Consider the following 16,183-nt stretch of genomic DNA (forward strand, 5'->3'; position numbering starts at 1 on the left):
CCACTGTTGGCACCGATCGGTGTTATCCGTCTCGAGGCCTCTGTCCGGCCGGCAGGCAGCCGGCGTCATAGCCAAATGCCTCGAAATCGGTGCGGTAAATTTGGGCTATGCGCTTCACCAACGACGGTGTGTAGTAGCGCAAGAGCTTGGCATCGGCGCCCGTGGCATTGGCAAAGAAGCCCGACGTCAGTGCTACATCCGAACTTAGGCCCTGAAGGCTGCGGAGCACCTCCGCCCAATCCTCGGCATATCGCTCCACCTTCCCGACGAAGTCGAAGCGCTCAACGGGGATCAGCAGCAGAGCGGTCTGCGGTGCCCAGTGCGCATTGCGATAGAGCCCTCCCTGTTCCAGATAGTTAACGAAGCCCTCGAAACTGCTCTCGTGATTGCGGGCTTTTGCTCTGCGCTCGACCTTGTCGAGATAGGCCGACAGTGTTCGCGAAAAGGGATTGCGGACTATCGCAAACTTGAAGAGCTGGTCGAAGCGGTAGATCTCTTCGCGCGACAGGCTGGCCGGTGACTGGAACAGCGTCTTCGCCGCCTTCGATGGCACCGGATGCCCGCATTTGAGCTGCGCCAGCGCCGTCATCACCGACGAGTTGGCCGCCTTGGGAACGCGGTTGTAGAAGAAGCCCATTTCGAGTTCGACGCAACCGCGATCGTTGGCGCTGCGGATTGACACCGGGCTGGTGAAGGGGTAGCGCTTATAGAATGGATTTAGTCGCTGCGTCGCGCGATTGATGACGATGCGCTTGAAACGGCTCGGCATAGGCACCCTCTTGCTAGTGTCGCGGGCATAACCATGTGGTCGGCCCGTGATTCCCTGACGCGGCTGCGCTAGCGCGCGGCGCTTCCTGGAGTATGACGCAGCCTGCGCTCGCTGAGCGAGCCACCCCTTCTTGAGACGGGGGTATCCACGGCTCGCCAAGGAAGCGGAACGGCAGCCAGTAGAATACGGGCATGTCCGAATTCGACCCGCGCCTGCTTACCCGCGATCTCAACGAGGCCCAGCGCGAGGCCGTGACGGCACCGCCTGCACATCGGCTCGTGCTGGCCGGGGCCGGATCGGGCAAGACGCGCGTGCTCACCCACCGCATCGCCTGGCTGGTAGCGGCCGAGGGCGTGTCGCCGCACTCGGTGCTGGCGGTGACCTTCACCAACAAGGCCGCCGCCGAGATGCGCGGGCGCATCGAGGAACTGCTCGACATCCCGGTGCGCACGCTCTGGGTGGGCACCTTCCACGGCATCGCCCACCGCATGCTGCGCCTGCACTGGAAGGACGCCGGGCTAGCGCAGAATTTCCAGATCCTCGACGCCGACGACCAGCAGCGCCAGGTCAAGCGCGTGCTGCGCAGCCTCGACATGCCCGAGGATCGCTGGCCGCCGAAGACGGTCACCGGCTGGATCAACAAGCAGAAGGAAGACGCGCTGCGTCCCGAGGACCTCGGCGACAGCGGCGACATGGCCGATCGCATGCTGGTGCGCGCCTACAGCGCCTACCAGCGCGTCTGCGAGGACAATGGCCTGGTCGACTTCGCCGAGCTGCTGCTGCGCGCCTTCGAGCTGCTGCGCGACAACGCCGAATTGCGCGCCCATTACCACCAGCGCTTCCGCCATATCCTGGTCGACGAGTTCCAGGACACCAACACCCTGCAGTACCGCTGGCTGAAGCTGGTGGCCGGCGAGCGCGGCATCGTCTTCTGCGTCGGCGACGATGATCAGTCGGTCTACTCCTGGCGCGGCGCCAAGGTCGAGAACATGACCAAGCTGCAGCGCGACTTCTCCGATCTGGAGGTGCTGCGCCTGGAGCAGAACTACCGCTCCACCGGCGTCATCCTCAACGCCGCCAACGCGCTGATTGCCCACAACGCCGAGCGCATGGGCAAGAACCTCTGGACCGATGCCGGCGAGGGCGAGCCCATCCAGATCTACACCGCCTTCAACGACCTCGACGAGGGCGACTTCGTCGTCGGCCGCATCGCCTCGGAATCTGCCAAGGGCCGGGCCTACACCGAGATGGCGATCCTCTACCGCACCTCCGCGCAGTCGCGCGTGCTGGAGGAACGCCTCGTCCAACAGCGCATTCCCTACCGCATCTACGGCGGTCTGCGCTTTTTCGAGCGCATGGAAATCCGCGACACCCTGGCCTGGATGCGGCTGCTGTCCAATCGCGACGACGATCCCGCCTTCGAGCGCGCCATCGCCACGCCGCCGCGCGGCGTCGGCGCGACCTCCATGGAGAAGCTGCGCGCCGCCGCGCGCGACTCTGGCACCAGCCTGTGGAAGGCTTCCGAGCAGGCCGAGAGCGCGCTCGGTCGCACCGCTTCCAAGCTGCGCGCCTTCACGCAGCTGATCGAACAGCTCGCCGGCGAGGCGGCCACCACGCCGCTGTCGAAGATGATCGAGCGCGTCATCGATATGGCCGGCTTGCGCGAGCATTACCGCAAGGAAAAGGGTGAGGCCGGCGCTGCGAGGCTGGAGAACCTCGACGAATTGATCTCGGCGGCCAAGGGCTTCGAGGGCGAAGACGTCATGCTCGAGGACATGGATCCGCTGACGGCCTTCCTGACCCACGCGGCGCTGGAGTCCGGCGAGCAGCAGGCTGGCGAGGGCACGGACTGTGTGCACCTGATGACGCTGCACGCGGCCAAGGGGCTGGAGTTCCCGGTGGTTTATCTGGTCGGTGTCGAGGAAGGGCTCTTCCCGCACCAGCGCGCCGTCAACGAAGGCGGTCTCGAGGAAGAGCGCCGGCTGTGCTACGTCGGGGTCACCCGTGCGCGCGAGCAGCTGACGATTACGCATGCTGAGGCGCGTCGCATCCACGGTGTGCCGCAACTCTGCGCGCCCAGTCGTTTCCTGCGCGAGCTGCCGGCCGAGTGCACGCAGGAGCTGCGCCCGCGTGCCGGCATTCGTCAGCCGCGCCTGGCCGGACGTTTCGCCGACAGCCAGCCCGCGTCCTGGGAGCCGTCGCGGCCGGTCGTTTCCGACGCACCGCCGTCCTCCAGCGGGCTCTATCTGGGCGCGCGCGTGCGCCATGCCCGCTTCGGCGAGGGCACCGTCACCGCCTTCGATGGCGAAGGCGATCGCGCCCGCGTCGAAGTGGCTTTTGCCGACGGCGGCAGCAAATGGCTGATCGCCTCGATGGCGAAGCTGGAGCCGGTGTGAGCCGACGCGCCGCCGCGTGAGCGCGCTCTGGCTGCTACTGGTGGTCGCGCTGGTCGTCGCCGAGATCGGGTGGCTGGTCTGGCGCGGCCGCCGGCGCGGGCCGAGCGAAGTGCAGCGCCGACAATGGCTGGATGCCGATCTACCCTGGCGCGCCTGGCTGAGCGCGGAGCAAGGGCCGCGCCACCTGGCGCACACGGCACGGCTGGCGCGGCGCGTGCACTTCCACGGTTGCGCGGGACAGACGCTGGATTCGCGCATGATCAACACCGTTTGTGGCCTCGCCGCGCTGCTGACGCTGCGCGCGCGCGAGCCGCTACCGACGCTGCGCGCGGTGCTGATCTATCCCGGCCCCTTCTGGGTGCCCATGGATCATCCCGACGAGGCCGGGCTGGTGACCGACGAGGAGGTGCTGCACAGCGGCTTGTCCGAGGAGAACGGACGCGTGCTGCTGTCCTGGGACGACGTTCAGCAGGCGCTGATCGGAGCAGAGCACAACGTCGCGGTACACGAATTTGCCCATCAGCTCGACGCCATGAGTGGCGGCGAAGGTGCCCCGGTGGGAGCGCCCGCCCAGGCCTGGGCCGACGTCATGCAGCGCGCCTGGGCGGCTTTCGAGCAGGCGCCCTCGCCGGTGATCGACGACTACGCCCTGGAAGGCCCGGCCGAGTTCTTTCCGGTGGCGGTAGAGGCCTTCTTCCAGCGGCCAAGCGCCATGCGCGCCGCGCACCCCGAGCTATTCGCTCTGCTGACCGACTACTTCGCGCTGCAGCCGCGGCCGCTGTTCTTCGAGCCTTCTGCTCACGGAGCGTAGCGGCCCGCGAACGTCCCTTCGCGAGCCGGAGAACCAGCCCGAGAAGGGGCACATGTCCGCTTGGTTAGCGCCTATAGATCGTTGCCATTAACACTGCCATCGAGCAGCTCGGTGGTGGTGGTATTCCCACCACTCCCATCGCTGGCCATCTGGCGGATGAGCACACCCGAGCCCACTCCGAACCAGGAGACGTTGCTCTCGTCGCTGTTGCCGTTGCCGGTGACGATCTCCTCGACGCGGCAGGTCACGAAGGTCCCCGCCGGCACGGTGATGGATTCGCGCCCGGTGTAGGTGCGCGTCCGTACCACCTCGGACTCGGTAGCGGGCGCCGGGAAGGGGCTGCCGGGTACTTCGGTCTCGGTGGTGACGGTGTACTCGGCGATGTTGCTCTCGCCGGGGTCGAGGTCGAATCGGACTTCCCAGAAGGGGTCGAAGTCGACGACGGTTGTCACGCTGCCCACCGGCGACTGGGCCTCTGAGGTCACCTGGTACGTGCGCTGCACGCCGCTCGTTGCATCGAGGGTATAGAGCTGAACGGTGCTGCTGTTGGTGGCGCCCTGCTCCTCGGTTACGGCTTCGAGAACGGGCGTGCCGTTGAAGCTGGTTTCCCGGTTGACAAGGATGTCGGTGGTGAATTCCAGCGAGCCGCTGCCGGAAGTGCTGCGATAGCGCAGCATCTGGCGGGTGCCGACGACGGCGAAGTCGGGGTTCAGGCAATCCAGAAGCGCGCCACCGCCGGTGTCGGTATCGCCGCCGCCCTCATCCTCGTCGCCACCGCTGCCCGTGTCGTCGTCACCTTCGCCTTCGTCGGGCGGTGGCGCATCGTCGTCGTCTTCTTCGCCCGCAGGTGGGGCGTTGTCCCCACCATCATCCTCGCCCTCGCCCTCGCCCTCGCCCTCGCCCTCGCCCTCGCCCTCGCCTGGCTCCTCATCCTCGTCCACGGGAGGGGTGTTGTCGCCAGGCGCGCTGTCCTGCGTGGCGCCGCCTGCCGCGGTTCCGCGCGTGGCGGTTCCGTCGCAGCCGTAGAGGCCAAGGGCCAGGAGGATGCAAAGTAGCGGAAGCTTGTTCATTGGGGGGCTCGAATCGACTGACGCGGGCGAAGAAGCGCCCATGGTGAATATTGGCAATCCGGCTTTCACCGCCGAAACGCCGCCAGCCCCAAAGTTATCCCGCCTGCAGCGTTCTGCCTCCCCCCTGAACGCGGGGGCGGCGTCGGTCGAGGGCGGCCGGTCGCAGGCTGATCCGCAGCCAGCACGCGTCGGCGCTGCCGTCCCATGCGATATCGGCGTCGAGATCGGCCGCACGCGCTTCCATCGAGCGCATCCCCCTGCCTCTATGCCATTGATCAGGTGGTGCGCCAACACCGTCGTTGCGTACAAGAATGTGCAGCCGCTCGCCGTCAAAACGCCAGGACAGAACCAGCAGGGTCAGTCGCGCGTGGCGCACGGCATTGGTCACGGCCTCACGCAGGATGCGCGCAAGATTCGTGGCCTCGCGCGCGGACAGCGCGACGTCTTCGACGATGCCGGCATCGTCGTGCTGCAGTGCGAAGCCGTGCGCCTCTGCCCGTGACTGCAGCTCCCACCGACACGCTTCGCAGAGCGCGTGCAGCGTGCTGGGGCCGGCTTCCAGTGCCTGCAGGATGTCGCGCACATCCTGCAAGGCGGCGCGCGCAACGCTGCGGCTGTCTTCGTTGCCGGAGTGCGCGATGATCAGCAGCTTGCTGCCCAGGTCGTCGTGCAGGTCGCGCATGATGCGCTGGCGCTCGTCCTCGATGCCCGTTTCGCGGGCGACAATGGCGTTGCCGCTGTGCACTGCCAGAGATAGCAGCGCTTCGGCGAGGCGGACGTCCTCGCGCGAGAACAGTCGGGTGCCGTGGCGCGGATAGGCCGCGCGCAGCGCCGGAAAGTGCTGCGACCCTGGCAGCTCGAGGGCTTGGCCGTGATCGCGGATCGTGACATGCGGCACAGGCGTCTCGGCCTCGGTAACCACTAGCGGCTCGAAACTCTCCGTGACGACGTGCTGCCACATCGCCGGCAACTCGTGGCGGCCGTGCGTGGCGGCGGCGTGGATCACGAAACGGCGCAGCAATGCGTCGGCGCTTGCACTGCCAACCGGTCGCACGCGTCGCCAGAGCCACTGGCGCGCTGGGAAGTAGAGCCAGCCCACCATGGCTACGGCCGCCAGTGTGGCCGTCACGCCTGCCATCGGCAGCGTAAGAAGCAGCAGCACATCAAGCGCGACGATTGCGGCGCCTCCGAGAAACCAGAGCAGCGCGTTGAGCCACCAGCGCTCGATGTCGAAGAGCCGGTAGCGCGTGATGGCAGCGGCAATGCCGACATAGACGAAGAGGAAGACCCCCAGCATCAGGCTCTGTGCCGCCAGCGGCGGATGGCCGAAGAGCGGTGGCGCCAGCACCAGGGTGGCGAAGAGCAGCGTTCCGCTGAACACCGACAGGAAGAACCAGAGCAGGGCGGCGCGCGCCACCGGCTCGCCTCGGTGGCCGCGCCACTGCAGCCAGGCCAGAGGAAAGCAGGGCACGAAGAGCATGAAGACGGTTGTCTGTGGCCCGACCAGTCCCTTGGGGCCGAGTTGCAGCAGGTGCGCCGCGAACATGGCCAGCGCGATACCCAGCGCGCCGCGGAAGATCGGTGCCCGGCCCAGTGGCCTCGGGTAGTGCCAGAGAAGCCCGAGCAAAGCGGCGGCGAATACGATGGTGCCGAAAGCGTTGAGCATATTGAGCGCGAAGAAGCGCTCGGAGGGCAAGGCAAGCTCGCGTGTGCTGTAGACCGCTGCGCTCAGGGCCGCAAGTGCGTAGCAGGCCCCCGTTAGTGCATACAGCCGGGTGGCCGTATCGGCCGGTCGAAATGCCCAGACCGCGCCACCCAGCAACCAGCCGGTGAGCCCGAAGGCAAGCTGCATCCAGAAGGCTACGGGCAGCTGCCATAAGCCTCGCGCTACCGTCGGAATCGTTAGCGTGCTGCCATCGCCAAGTAGCACCGTCAGCGCGTCGCCTGCGAGCATCGCGGCAAGGTGGTCCTGCTGCGCGAGAAAGTCGTTGTAGGCGGTGTAGCCGGCGAGGGTGTCGGGCTCTTCGATCAGCAGGCTGGCGTGTGCGGGCAGCGGCTCGCCGTCGTTCGTGAGGAAGGCGATGACCCGCTGACCGGTGTGGTCGGCCAGCAGGGTAGCTGAGGCGTCGCGCGGCGCGGCCAGCCGGAGCTCCACGCCGTCTGCGACGATCTGCAACGCTGGCACCTGCACGTCGCGCGCCAGCAGCGTAGCCGTGATCGTGGCCGCCAGCCCGATCAGCGCGACAAGGGTGAGCATGTACTGGGGTGGCCAGGCGCTGGCGCGCGCGGCCGGCGTGGCAGAGTCGTTGACGCTGGTCATGCCGGAAGCACGGGGGGGCAGAAGTCGCGAGCATACCCCCGAACGCGGGGTGGCCTGTCGCCACGGCGACCGTGAAGCTAGGGACACACTGCGGCGTGGACAGCCCAAGGCGCCTGCCGCATGCTTTCAGACCCGTCGCCAGAAGGCTGCCATGACGTCAATTCGCCGAGTCCTGATCCTCGATGATGTCGCGCAGACGCGGGAATGGTTGGCCGCAATCATCGCGGAGGCTTTCTCGGGCGCGGAGGTCGCCTTCGCGGACAGCGTGGCGCAGGCGTACCAGCGACTGGACGCATCCGCCTTTGATCTGGCGCTAATTGATCTCGGTCTCGCCGACGGTTCCGGGACCGAGGTGCTGTCGCGCGCTCAGACGCTGCCGGAGCCGCCGCTGTGCGTGGTGACCACCATCTTCGACGATGACCGGCATCTGTTCTCGGCGCTCCGAGCTGGCGCGCAGGGTTATCTGCTGAAGGACCGCCCGCCGCAGGAGCTGGCTGGTGCGCTGTCGGGTATCGTCACCGGGCAGCCGCCGCTTTCGCCTGCCATCGCCCGCCGCTTGCTGGCGCACTTCGCGCCCGCTTCGCAGGAGGTCGTATCGCTGACGCCGCGTGAGCGCGACGTGCTGTTGTTGGTGGCCAAGGGCTATACGGTGGCCGAGACCGCGCGCAGCCTAGAACTCCGACCCAGCACCGTGGCGGGCTACGTCAAACAGGTCTACCGCAAGCTCCAGGTCAGCAACCGTGCCGAGGCCGCTTTGGCGGCTCAACGGCAGGGCCTGGTCTAGGGTCAGGCGACGCGCGGTAGCGAAGTGGTGCCGGGCGCTTCCGGTGCCGGGCTGCGCCAATCCTCGGGCGAAAGGGGGGCCAGGTCCCAGGCCGCGCGTGCGGCATCGCAGCGTGGATTGTGCGCGCCGGTGCCGTCCTCGTAGGAGGCCGGGAAGTCGCGGCAGACGCTGGAACGGCGCGGATGGATGGTGCAGCGTACGCTCTGACCGATATCGCCCATCAGCGCCACACAGCGTGGCGTGCTGCCCTCCGCGCCGAGCATCACGCGCAGATGCGGCGTCAGCTTGCGCGTCATGCTCACGGGTACGCCGTTCGGCGTGGCGTCGTCGGCTTCGGACCAGTAGAAGGAAGCGCGGAAATGCGCGCAGCAGGCGCCGCAGCGCAGGCAGGGGTGTTCGTTGGCCATCGGCAATGCGAAGAAACCGGCCCATCGCCGGCGGCATCCTTATAGGGTCAGCGCGACCGGAAAGCAAGGCTTTCGTACCCGCCCGGGCGCCTTAAGCCAGCGTGGTGAGGAACTCCCCGGCGGTGGTCGGCTTGGAGAACATCGGGAAGTCGTAACGGATGGCGTTGTCGTGCTCTTCCAGCGAGGTCGCTGCCGCGCAGTCGGTCAGCGTGATGACCTCGAAGCCATGCTCATAGGCCGTGCGCATGGTCGACTCCACGCAGCAATTGGTCAGGAAGCCGCCGAGAACGACGGTGCCGATGCCCTTGCTGCGCAGCATGAAGTCGATATTCGTGCTGGCGAAGGTATCCAGCCCACGCTTGCCTTCCACGACGATGTCGCCGGCCTGCGGTGCGAGCTGGTCGACGATCTCGGCGCCCCAGCCACCCTTGACGAAAGCCTTGCCTTCGACGACGCCCTGCAGCACCCCGTAGGGATGCGCGGTGATCTCGTTGTAGCCCGGCGCGAAGCTGATCGGCGCGTGCATCACCGTGATGCCGGCCTTCCGCGCGCGTTCGGCGACCTCCCTGCTCTTGTCGAGCATGCCGGTACTGTCCATGACGCCCTTGACGGCATCGTGCAGTACGCCGCCTGCGCTGGTGAAGTCGTTCTGATACTCGATCAGCACAAGGGCGGTTGTTTTCGGGTCAATGGCCATGGCGGTCTCCTCGCAGCACAGGTGGAAGCTGCACCCTACTACTTGTCAGACAAGCAGACAAGCCGTAGGCTGAGGCCCATGAGCAAGCCTTCCGAATCGCTGCTGGGTCCGGTCGGGCGCGAGCCGCTGAGCGTGCTCGTTGCCGGTCGAATCCGCGATGCCATCGTTGCGGGCGAACTGGCCGACGGCGCACCGCTACCCGGAGAGAAGACGCTGGGCGAGCGCTTCGGCGTCGGGCGTTCGACCGTGCGCGAGGCATTGCGCATCCTGCAGGCGCAGGGACTGGTCAGCGGCGGCGACCGCGTCTCCACGCGCACGCCCATCGTCAACGGTGCCGGGGCCGTCTCCAGCGCGGCTTTTGCGCTGGAGAACGTGCTGCGCCTCGGTCAGGTGCCGTTGCCGGATCTTGTGGGCATGCGGCTGCTGATCGAGACGGCGGCCATTGCCGAGGCGGCGCCGAAGCTGGATGCGGCAACCCAAGGCCGCGCCGAGGACGCCATCGCCGAGATGGAGGCTGCCGGGGACGATGTCGAGCGTTTCATCGACGCCGATGTCGCCTTCCACGCCGCCCTCATCGATGCCGCCGGCAATGCCGCCTATGTGCTGGTCAACAATGTGCTGCGCGGCACGATGGCCGGGCATCTGCGTGCGGCGCTGGAGCGTGAGCCGGAGCGCGCCGCGGTCATGCAGCGGCTGAATGGCGAGCACCGCGCCATCCTGGAGGCGGCAGCCGCAGGTGATGGGGCGCTCGCCGCGCGGCGCATGGGCGCGCATATCCGCGATTTCTACGAAGCCCGGGTCGAGCCGTGAGCCCGCTGCAGGCCCGGCTCGCCGAGGCCGTTCCGGCCGCCGAGCTGAGCACCGACGCCGACATCATCCGCGCTCACGCCCGAGACCAGGCGGGGCTTTGCGATGCTGGTGCCGCTGTGGCGCTGGTGCGGGCGCGCTCGGTGGACACGGTCATCGCCACGCTGCGCGTCGCTACGGCAACGCGCACGCCGGTCGTCACTCGCGGCGCCGGCACCGGCCTGTCCGGCGGTGCCAACGCCAGCGAAGGCTGCATCCTGCTGGCACTGCATCGCCTCGACCGCATTCTCGAGCTGGATCCGGCGCAGGGCATCGCCCGCGTCGAGCCGGGTGTGCTCAATGGTGCGCTCGATGCAAGGGCGCGTGAGCACGGTCTCGTCTATGCGCCCGACCCAGCCAGCCGCGACATCTCCAGCATCGGCGGCAATGTCGCCACCAATGCCGGCGGCGCCTGCTGTCTCAAGTACGGCGTTACCGGCGATCACGTCGTGGCGCTGGAGGCCGTGCTGGCCGACGGCACGCGCATCCACGCCGGTGCCGGCACGCGCAAGAATGTTGCTGGCCTGGACCTCAAGCGCCTGCTCATCGGCTCGGAAGGCACGCTGGCGGTGATCGTCGGCGTTACCGTTCGCCTGCTGCCGCAGCCGCAGCCGGCCGGGACCCTTATTGCCTTCTTCGGGGATCTCGAGCGTGCCGGTCAGGCCATCGTCGCGCTGCAGGCGCGGCAGAACCTGTCGCGGCTGGAAGTCATGGACCAGGCTACGGTGGCGGCCGTGGAGGCGATGACGCACATGGAGCTGGATACCAGCACCGCCGCCATGATCATCGCCCAGGCCGACAGCCCCGACAGCGAAGCCATCCTTGCCGAGGCCGAGCGCCTCTGCGAAGCGCACGACGCGGCGATGGTGGCCACGACGCTCGATGAGCACGAGGGGCGCATGTTCATGCAGGCGCGCAGCGCCGCGTTGCCGGCGCTGGAAAAGCAGGGGCACTGCCTGCTCGACGACGTCGCAGTGCCGATCCCGAAGATCCCAGAACTACTGGCGTTGTGCGCGGCCGCTGCGCAGCGTCACGGCATCACGGTTGCCACCTTCGGTCACGGCGGTGACGGCAATCTGCACCCCACCATCGTCTACGACGGTCAGGACTCTGCGTCCGTGGGCCGGGCGCGGCAGGCTTTCGACGACATCGTTGCGGGCGCGCTGGCCCTGGGTGGCAGCATCACCGGTGAGCACGGCGTCGGCACCCTCAAGCGTGCCTATCTAACGGCCATGGCGGGCGAGCGGGAGGTGACGCTCATGCGCGGCATCAAGGGGGTTTTCGATCCCATGGGTATCCTCAATCCCGGCAAGGGTTACTGAGCGCAGTCCTGATTCGTCGCGCCGAAAGTTGTTCGTCGGCGCGGCAGCCATCGAGACGGCACGGCTCGAGCAGGCGCATTAACTCTGGATTGCTTTGGTGGCGGATTCTCCGCGGCGTTTGTCTCTACTGCTGAACCGATTGCGCGGCCGCAATCGTTAAGGCCCTACTCTCGTGGTCCGTGTTGGGCGCGATATGCGCATGCTCACCTTCAAACGTTGGGATTGGCGCGCTCGCACAGCCATGGCCGGCTGCGCATCGATCTCCCCACGCGCTGTCGGCTCAGCCAGCCCGCTTCGGCGCGGTGAAACGGGGCGCCGGTTCGTTACCGGGCCAATCGGCGGCGGCGTCCTCCAGTACCTCGCAGGCATGGCGGTAGCCCGTCTCTATCGTTTCATCCAGTTTGCTCCAGTCGAACATGCCGACACCGGAGACGGGCATGCGCAGGAAGAGGTCGGCCTGGCTCGCATTCTCCTCCAGCCGCAGATCGCTGGTCATGCTGGTCATGCGCATGAGGATGTCCGACAGCGCCGGACCCTTGCCGCGGTGCTTGGCTTTCAGTAACGCCTCCGGCTCCGGGCCTTCGACGCCGGGCAGCGCGAGCTCGCCCGGGGCGCCGACGTCGCAGGCGATGACCGGCCCACGGTCCAGCGCCTGCATGGCGTCCACCGGCACGCTGTTGACCACCGCGCCATCGGCGAGCAGTTCGCCGCGATAGACCACCGGCGGTGCGATGCCCGGTACGGCCATGCTGGTGCCGATCCAGGTGGCCAGCTCGCCGTCGCGGTGCACCTGCGGCTGACCGCGGGTGAGATTGGTGGAGACGCAGTAGAAGGGCAGTGCCAGCTCCTCGATGCGCGTGTCGCCGAAGACCTGCTTGAGCTTCTTCAGGAACTTGCGGCCTCGGATCAATGAGACGCGCGGCCACACCCAGTCGTTGAGATGATTCTTCGCGACGAAGACTTCATGGCAGCAGTCGCGGATGGCCCGCGGATCCATGCCGCGGGCGTGCAGTGCGGCGATGAAGGCGCCCATGCTGGTGCCGCCGACCAGATCGACCGGTAGCCCGGCCTCGGCCAGTGCGCGCAGCAGGCCGATGTGCGCGAAGCCGCGCGCGCCGCCGCCACCCAGCACCAACCCCACGGCGCGCCCGGCCACCAGCCGCGCCAGCCGATCCATCGCCGTGGCGTCGCCGGGACGGCAGTGGTGCAGGAAGCTGGCCCGGCTCTGCGCCAGTAGACGCACGGCACGACCATCGGCGCTGCAGTCGATCAGCTCGCGCACGGCGGGGCTGGCGGCGGTTTCCAGCGCCTGCAGCGTGTCGGGCAGCAGCTTGCCTTCGCCGGCCACCAGCAGAATCCGGTCGGCCTGGCGCGCCGCGCGCAGCGTCCAGGGGTCCGGCACGCCGTCGGCGCAGTAGACGAGATGCGCGGAGTCGGTCTCGATCTCATGCAGCCAGCCGACCAGCCGGGCGTTGGCCTCGCGCGCGTCGAAGCGCGTCTGTGCCGCACCTGCCCCGAGGTCCTGGTCGACGGATCGTCGGTTGAGCAGGGGGACGCTGCCGTCGAGCACGCCGCCCAGCGCCCCGGCCAGATGGCCGGCGAGGCCTGTGGCGTCGGCGTCCTCGGTGAGCGGCATGACCGCCACTGCGCGCGTGCGGCTGGTGCGCCGGTTGCGGGTCGGTGCACGTAACCGCTGCACGATGTGTCGCAGCAGTGCGCGCTCGGCCTCGTCGTTGTCGGCCATGACGCGCCGGATGGCCGGCGCGCCGATGCGCAGCAGCAGGGTGTCGCGCATGGCGACGGCGGTGGCCATGCGCGGCTCGCCGGTGAGCGCGCCGATTTCGCCGACGACGTCACCGGCGGCCACCTCTTGCGGTACGTCGCCGGCGATCTCGATGCGCAGGCGGCCCAGCGTGACGAGGTAGAGCGCGTCGGCTGGCTCCTCGGCCTCGAAGAGCGTTTCACCGCCACGCAGGCCCAGCGATTCAGCCTGCGCGGCGAGCTGATCGATGGCAGCGTCCGGCAGTCGTCCCAGCAGTGGCGAGGCGGCGATATGCGGTCGCGGATCGAGCCCGGTAGCCACTATCGCCGCCTTATACCGTCACCGGAGCGAGTCGCCTAGGACTTGCCGAGCAGATGCTCGCCGTACTCGTCGCGCAGCTTGTTCTTCTGCACCTTGCCGGTAGCGCCCAGCGGTAGGCCGTCGACGAAGAGGATGTCGTCCGGCGTCCACCATTTGGCGATCTTGCCCTCGTAGTGCTTGAGCAGATCCTCCTTGGTGGCGCTCTGGCCTTCCTTGAGCTGCACCAGCAGCAGCGGGCGCTCGTCCCACTTCTCGTGCTTGGCGGCGATGCAGGCGGCCGTTGCCACTGCCGGGTGGCTCATGGCGATGTTCTCGAGATCGATGGAGCCGATCCATTCACCGCCGGATTTGATGACGTCCTTGGTGCGGTCGGTGATGGTCAGATAACCGTCCGGGTCGATGTGGCCGACGTCGCCGGTGGGGAACCAGCCGTCGATAAGCGGCGACTCGTCCTTCTTGAAGTACTGCTTGATGATCCAGGGGCCGCGCACGTGCAGGTCGCCGGTCGACTTGCCATCCTGGGGCTGGCGCTTGCCGTTCTCGTCGACGATTTTCATCTCGACACCGAAGACGGCGCGTCCCTGCTTGATGCGCACCTGGAATTGCTCGTCCTCGGACAGCTTCTGGTGCTTGGCCTTGAGATGGTTGTAGGTGCCCAGCGGTGACATCTCGGTCATGCCCCAGGCGTGTTCCAGCCGGACGCCGAACTCCTTCTCGAAGGTTTCCATCAGCGCCGGCGGGCAGGCCGAGCCGCCGACGGTCATGCGCTTGAGCGTCGACAGCTGGAGCTTGTTCTTCTGCAGATGCTGCAGCACCAGCTGCCAGACCGTGGGCACACCGGCGCTGATGGTCACGCCTTCGGATTCGAAGAGCTCGTAGAGGCTCTCGCCGTCGAGCTTGGGGCCGGGGAATACCAGCTTGACCCCGCCCAGCGCGCCGACGTAGGGCAGGCTCCAGGCGTTGACGTGGAACATCGGTACCACGGGCAGCACGACGTCCATGGCGGTAACGCCGAAAGCATCGGGCAGGCAGGCGCCGTAGGTGTGCAGCACCAGCGAGCGATGCGAGTAGAGAATGCCCTTGGGATTGCCGGTGGTGCCCGAGGTGTAGCAGAGGCAGGCCGCGGTGTTCTCGTCCAGCACCGGCCACTCGTACTCGGTGGGCTGGCCGGCCATGAAGTCCTCATAGCTCGTCGCGCTGACGTTCTTCAGCTCCGGCATCTTGTCCGGATCGGACATCGCTACCCAGTGCTGCACGGTCGGGCACTTGTCGGCGATGGCGTCGACGATGGGCGCGAAGGTGGCGTCGAAGAAGAGGATGCGATCCTCGGCGTGATTGACGATCCAGGCCACCTGCTCCGGGTGCAGGCGCGGATTGATGGTGTGCATCACCGAGCCGATGCCGGAGATCGCGTAGTAGAGCTCGAAGTGCCGATAGCCGTTCCAGGCCAGCGTCGCGGCGCGTTCGCCCGGCTTGAGGCCGGCGGCCGTCAGGGCATTCGCCATCTGACGCGCCCGCGCCGCTGCTTCACCGTAGGTGTAGCGGTGGATATCGCCCTCCACGCGGCGCGAGACGATGTCGGTGTCGGCGTGGTTGTAGTCGGCGTGCGTCAGCAGGCTGGACACCAGCAGGGGGGTGTCCATCATCAGGCCTTGCAGCGTGCTCATTGCGGGTCTCCTGTCGTTATTGATTGCGTGTTGGGGGTGCGACGCGCGGAGAATAGCGCACAGGAACTCGCTGCACGACCGTGTGCAGGCAGCCGTCGCGCTAACCGGGCAATGCCTATGCTACTGAATGAGGAAGCGGAGCTGCTGCGCTTCCAGAAAGGCTCTGGCGTGATCCCCTTCGAGCATGGCCAGCGTGGCGAGCATGCCCGCCAGGGTGCAACTCGATGCGGCAACGGTCACGGCGCGCGGCGCCCCGGGCGTCGGCCAACCGGTCGTGGCATCGAGCACATGCCCGTATCGCTTGCCATCGCGCAAAAGATAGCGCTCGGCGTCGCCGCTGGTCGCCACCCCTCCTTGGCGCAGCGCGATCCGCTCGGTGGCGCCCTCGGGCTCGACCGGGCTGATCCCGATCTGCCAGGCGCTGCCATCGATGCGTGGCCCGTCGCTGGCGAGGTCGCCCCCGAAGTTCAGCAGTAGCGGCTGGTCGCACTGCGCGCGGGCCAGGCGCAGCGCACGATCCACCGCGTACTCCTTGCCTATGCCACCGAAGTCGATCTCCATGCCCGCCGGCATGCAGAGCCGAGGACGGTTCCAGTCCACGCGCTGCCAACCGATGGCGGGCATTAGCTCAGCGACGTCGCGCGTTTCCGGAAGGCGATCCGAGCCATCGAAACGCCAGGCGCGACGGAGCACGCCCGCGGTGATGTCGAAGCGCCCTGCCGACAGTCGCCAGAGCTCGGCGGCGTAATCCAGCATATCCGCGGTTTCGTCGTCTACGCGCACGTCCTTGCTCTGGGCGCGGTTGATGCGCTGAACGATGCTGTCCTCGCGATAGCGACTCCACTTGCGCTCCACGCGCCAGGCCTCGGCCGCAACGCGCTGCGTCGTCCGCAGGGCCCTGCGCTGCGAACCGCCCTCGATGAGCACCTCGCCGGGGCTGGCCATGGCTCGGAAGCTGCCGCGCCAGAGTCCCGGAGCGGCTTCGTCGACCGCGACGCCTGCCGCCTGCAT

The 16,183-nt window shown here is 67.6% G+C and carries 13 protein-coding genes; 5 read left to right on the forward strand and 8 right to left on the reverse strand.

Features of this window, described 5'->3' with window-relative positions:
- Positions 1-22: 22 nt before the first annotated feature.
- On the reverse strand, positions 23-769 hold the full coding sequence (locus U743_RS18390; protein WP_052368324.1) for a sulfotransferase family protein: 747 nt from the start codon (positions 767-769) through the stop codon (positions 23-25).
- Between the two features lie 191 nt (positions 770-960).
- Between U743_RS18390 and uvrD the strand changes: the two genes are divergently transcribed.
- Positions 961-3,165, forward strand: coding sequence for a DNA helicase II (gene uvrD, locus U743_RS16710; RefSeq protein ID WP_052368325.1), 2,205 nt, complete (start codon positions 961-963; stop codon positions 3,163-3,165).
- Positions 3,166-3,181: 16 nt separating this feature from the next.
- Positions 3,182-3,976, forward strand: coding sequence for a M90 family metallopeptidase (locus tag U743_RS18395; protein WP_052368326.1), 795 nt, complete (start codon positions 3,182-3,184; stop codon positions 3,974-3,976).
- A 71-nt stretch (positions 3,977-4,047) separates the two neighbouring features.
- On the opposite strand, the gene U743_RS19180 is transcribed toward U743_RS18395, so the two are convergent.
- Together U743_RS19180 and U743_RS16725 are read right to left on the reverse strand one after the other, a co-directional pair.
- Positions 4,048-5,046: a hypothetical protein gene (locus U743_RS19180; protein WP_043769984.1), complete on the reverse strand. Its 999-nt coding sequence runs from the start codon at positions 5,044-5,046 to the stop codon at positions 4,048-4,050.
- 94 nt (positions 5,047-5,140) lie between these two features.
- Positions 5,141-7,366: a sensor histidine kinase gene (locus U743_RS16725; RefSeq protein ID WP_043769987.1), complete on the reverse strand. Its 2,226-nt coding sequence runs from the start codon at positions 7,364-7,366 to the stop codon at positions 5,141-5,143.
- Positions 7,367-7,517: 151 nt separating this feature from the next.
- Here U743_RS16725 and U743_RS16730 point away from each other — a divergent pair, with 151 nt between their 5' ends.
- Positions 7,518-8,150, forward strand: a complete 633-nt coding sequence (locus U743_RS16730) for a response regulator (protein WP_043769989.1) — start codon at positions 7,518-7,520, stop codon at positions 8,148-8,150.
- 2 nt (positions 8,151-8,152) lie between these two features.
- On the opposite strand, the gene U743_RS16735 is transcribed toward U743_RS16730, so the two are convergent.
- Together U743_RS16735 and U743_RS16740 are read right to left on the reverse strand one after the other, a co-directional pair.
- On the reverse strand, positions 8,153-8,557 hold the full coding sequence (locus U743_RS16735; RefSeq protein ID WP_043769991.1) for a YkgJ family cysteine cluster protein: 405 nt from the start codon (positions 8,555-8,557) through the stop codon (positions 8,153-8,155).
- A 91-nt stretch (positions 8,558-8,648) separates the two neighbouring features.
- Positions 8,649-9,254, reverse strand: a complete 606-nt coding sequence (locus tag U743_RS16740; RefSeq protein WP_043769994.1) for a cysteine hydrolase — start codon at positions 9,252-9,254, stop codon at positions 8,649-8,651.
- Between the two features lie 78 nt (positions 9,255-9,332).
- Here U743_RS16740 and U743_RS16745 point away from each other — a divergent pair, with 78 nt between their 5' ends.
- On the forward strand, positions 9,333-10,064 hold the full coding sequence (locus U743_RS16745; RefSeq protein WP_043769998.1) for a FadR/GntR family transcriptional regulator: 732 nt from the start codon (positions 9,333-9,335) through the stop codon (positions 10,062-10,064).
- Positions 10,061-11,422 (forward strand): FAD-binding oxidoreductase, encoded by a 1,362-nt coding sequence (locus tag U743_RS16750; RefSeq protein ID WP_043770000.1) that lies wholly within the window; start codon positions 10,061-10,063, stop codon positions 11,420-11,422. Before U743_RS16745 ends, U743_RS16750 begins: the two co-directional genes overlap by 4 nt.
- A gap of 280 nt (positions 11,423-11,702) precedes the next feature.
- Here the strand turns inward: U743_RS16750 and U743_RS16755 are convergent, their stop codons facing one another.
- The 3 genes from U743_RS16755 to U743_RS16765 form a co-directional block, all read right to left on the reverse strand.
- Entirely contained in the window at positions 11,703-13,505 is a 1,803-nt protein-coding gene (locus U743_RS16755) for a patatin-like phospholipase family protein (RefSeq protein ID WP_052368327.1), read from the reverse strand.
- A gap of 35 nt (positions 13,506-13,540) precedes the next feature.
- Positions 13,541-15,163, reverse strand: coding sequence for a 3-(methylthio)propionyl-CoA ligase (locus tag U743_RS16760; RefSeq protein WP_043772607.1), 1,623 nt, complete (start codon positions 15,161-15,163; stop codon positions 13,541-13,543).
- Positions 15,164-15,292: 129 nt separating this feature from the next.
- Entirely contained in the window at positions 15,293-16,183 is an 891-nt protein-coding gene (locus U743_RS16765; protein ID WP_043770004.1) for an FAD:protein FMN transferase, read from the reverse strand.

Source organism: Algiphilus aromaticivorans DG1253 (assembly GCF_000733765.1).
Taxonomy (GTDB): domain Bacteria; phylum Pseudomonadota; class Gammaproteobacteria; order Nevskiales; family Nevskiaceae; genus Algiphilus; species Algiphilus aromaticivorans.

Bases quoted from the DNA above. Each gene is read 5' to 3' on its own strand.
- U743_RS16735 (WP_043769991.1), bottom strand. From the start codon at position 8,557: ATGGCCAACGAACACCCCTGCCTGCGCTGCGGCGCCTGCTGCGCGCAT.
- U743_RS16765 (WP_043770004.1), bottom strand. From the start codon at position 16,183: ATGCAGGCGGCAGGCGTCGCGGTCGACGAAGCCGCTCCGGGACTCTGG.
- U743_RS16725 (WP_043769987.1), bottom strand. From the start codon at position 7,366: ATGACCAGCGTCAACGACTCTGCCACGCCGGCCGCGCGCGCCAGCGCC.
- uvrD (WP_052368325.1), top strand. From the start codon at position 961: ATGTCCGAATTCGACCCGCGCCTGCTTACCCGCGATCTCAACGAGGCC.
- U743_RS16745 (WP_043769998.1), top strand. From the start codon at position 9,333: ATGAGCAAGCCTTCCGAATCGCTGCTGGGTCCGGTCGGGCGCGAGCCG.
- U743_RS16740 (WP_043769994.1), bottom strand. From the start codon at position 9,254: ATGGCCATTGACCCGAAAACAACCGCCCTTGTGCTGATCGAGTATCAG.
- U743_RS16730 (WP_043769989.1), top strand. From the start codon at position 7,518: ATGACGTCAATTCGCCGAGTCCTGATCCTCGATGATGTCGCGCAGACG.
- U743_RS19180 (WP_043769984.1), bottom strand. From the start codon at position 5,046: ATGAACAAGCTTCCGCTACTTTGCATCCTCCTGGCCCTTGGCCTCTAC.
- U743_RS18390 (WP_052368324.1), bottom strand. From the start codon at position 769: ATGCCGAGCCGTTTCAAGCGCATCGTCATCAATCGCGCGACGCAGCGA.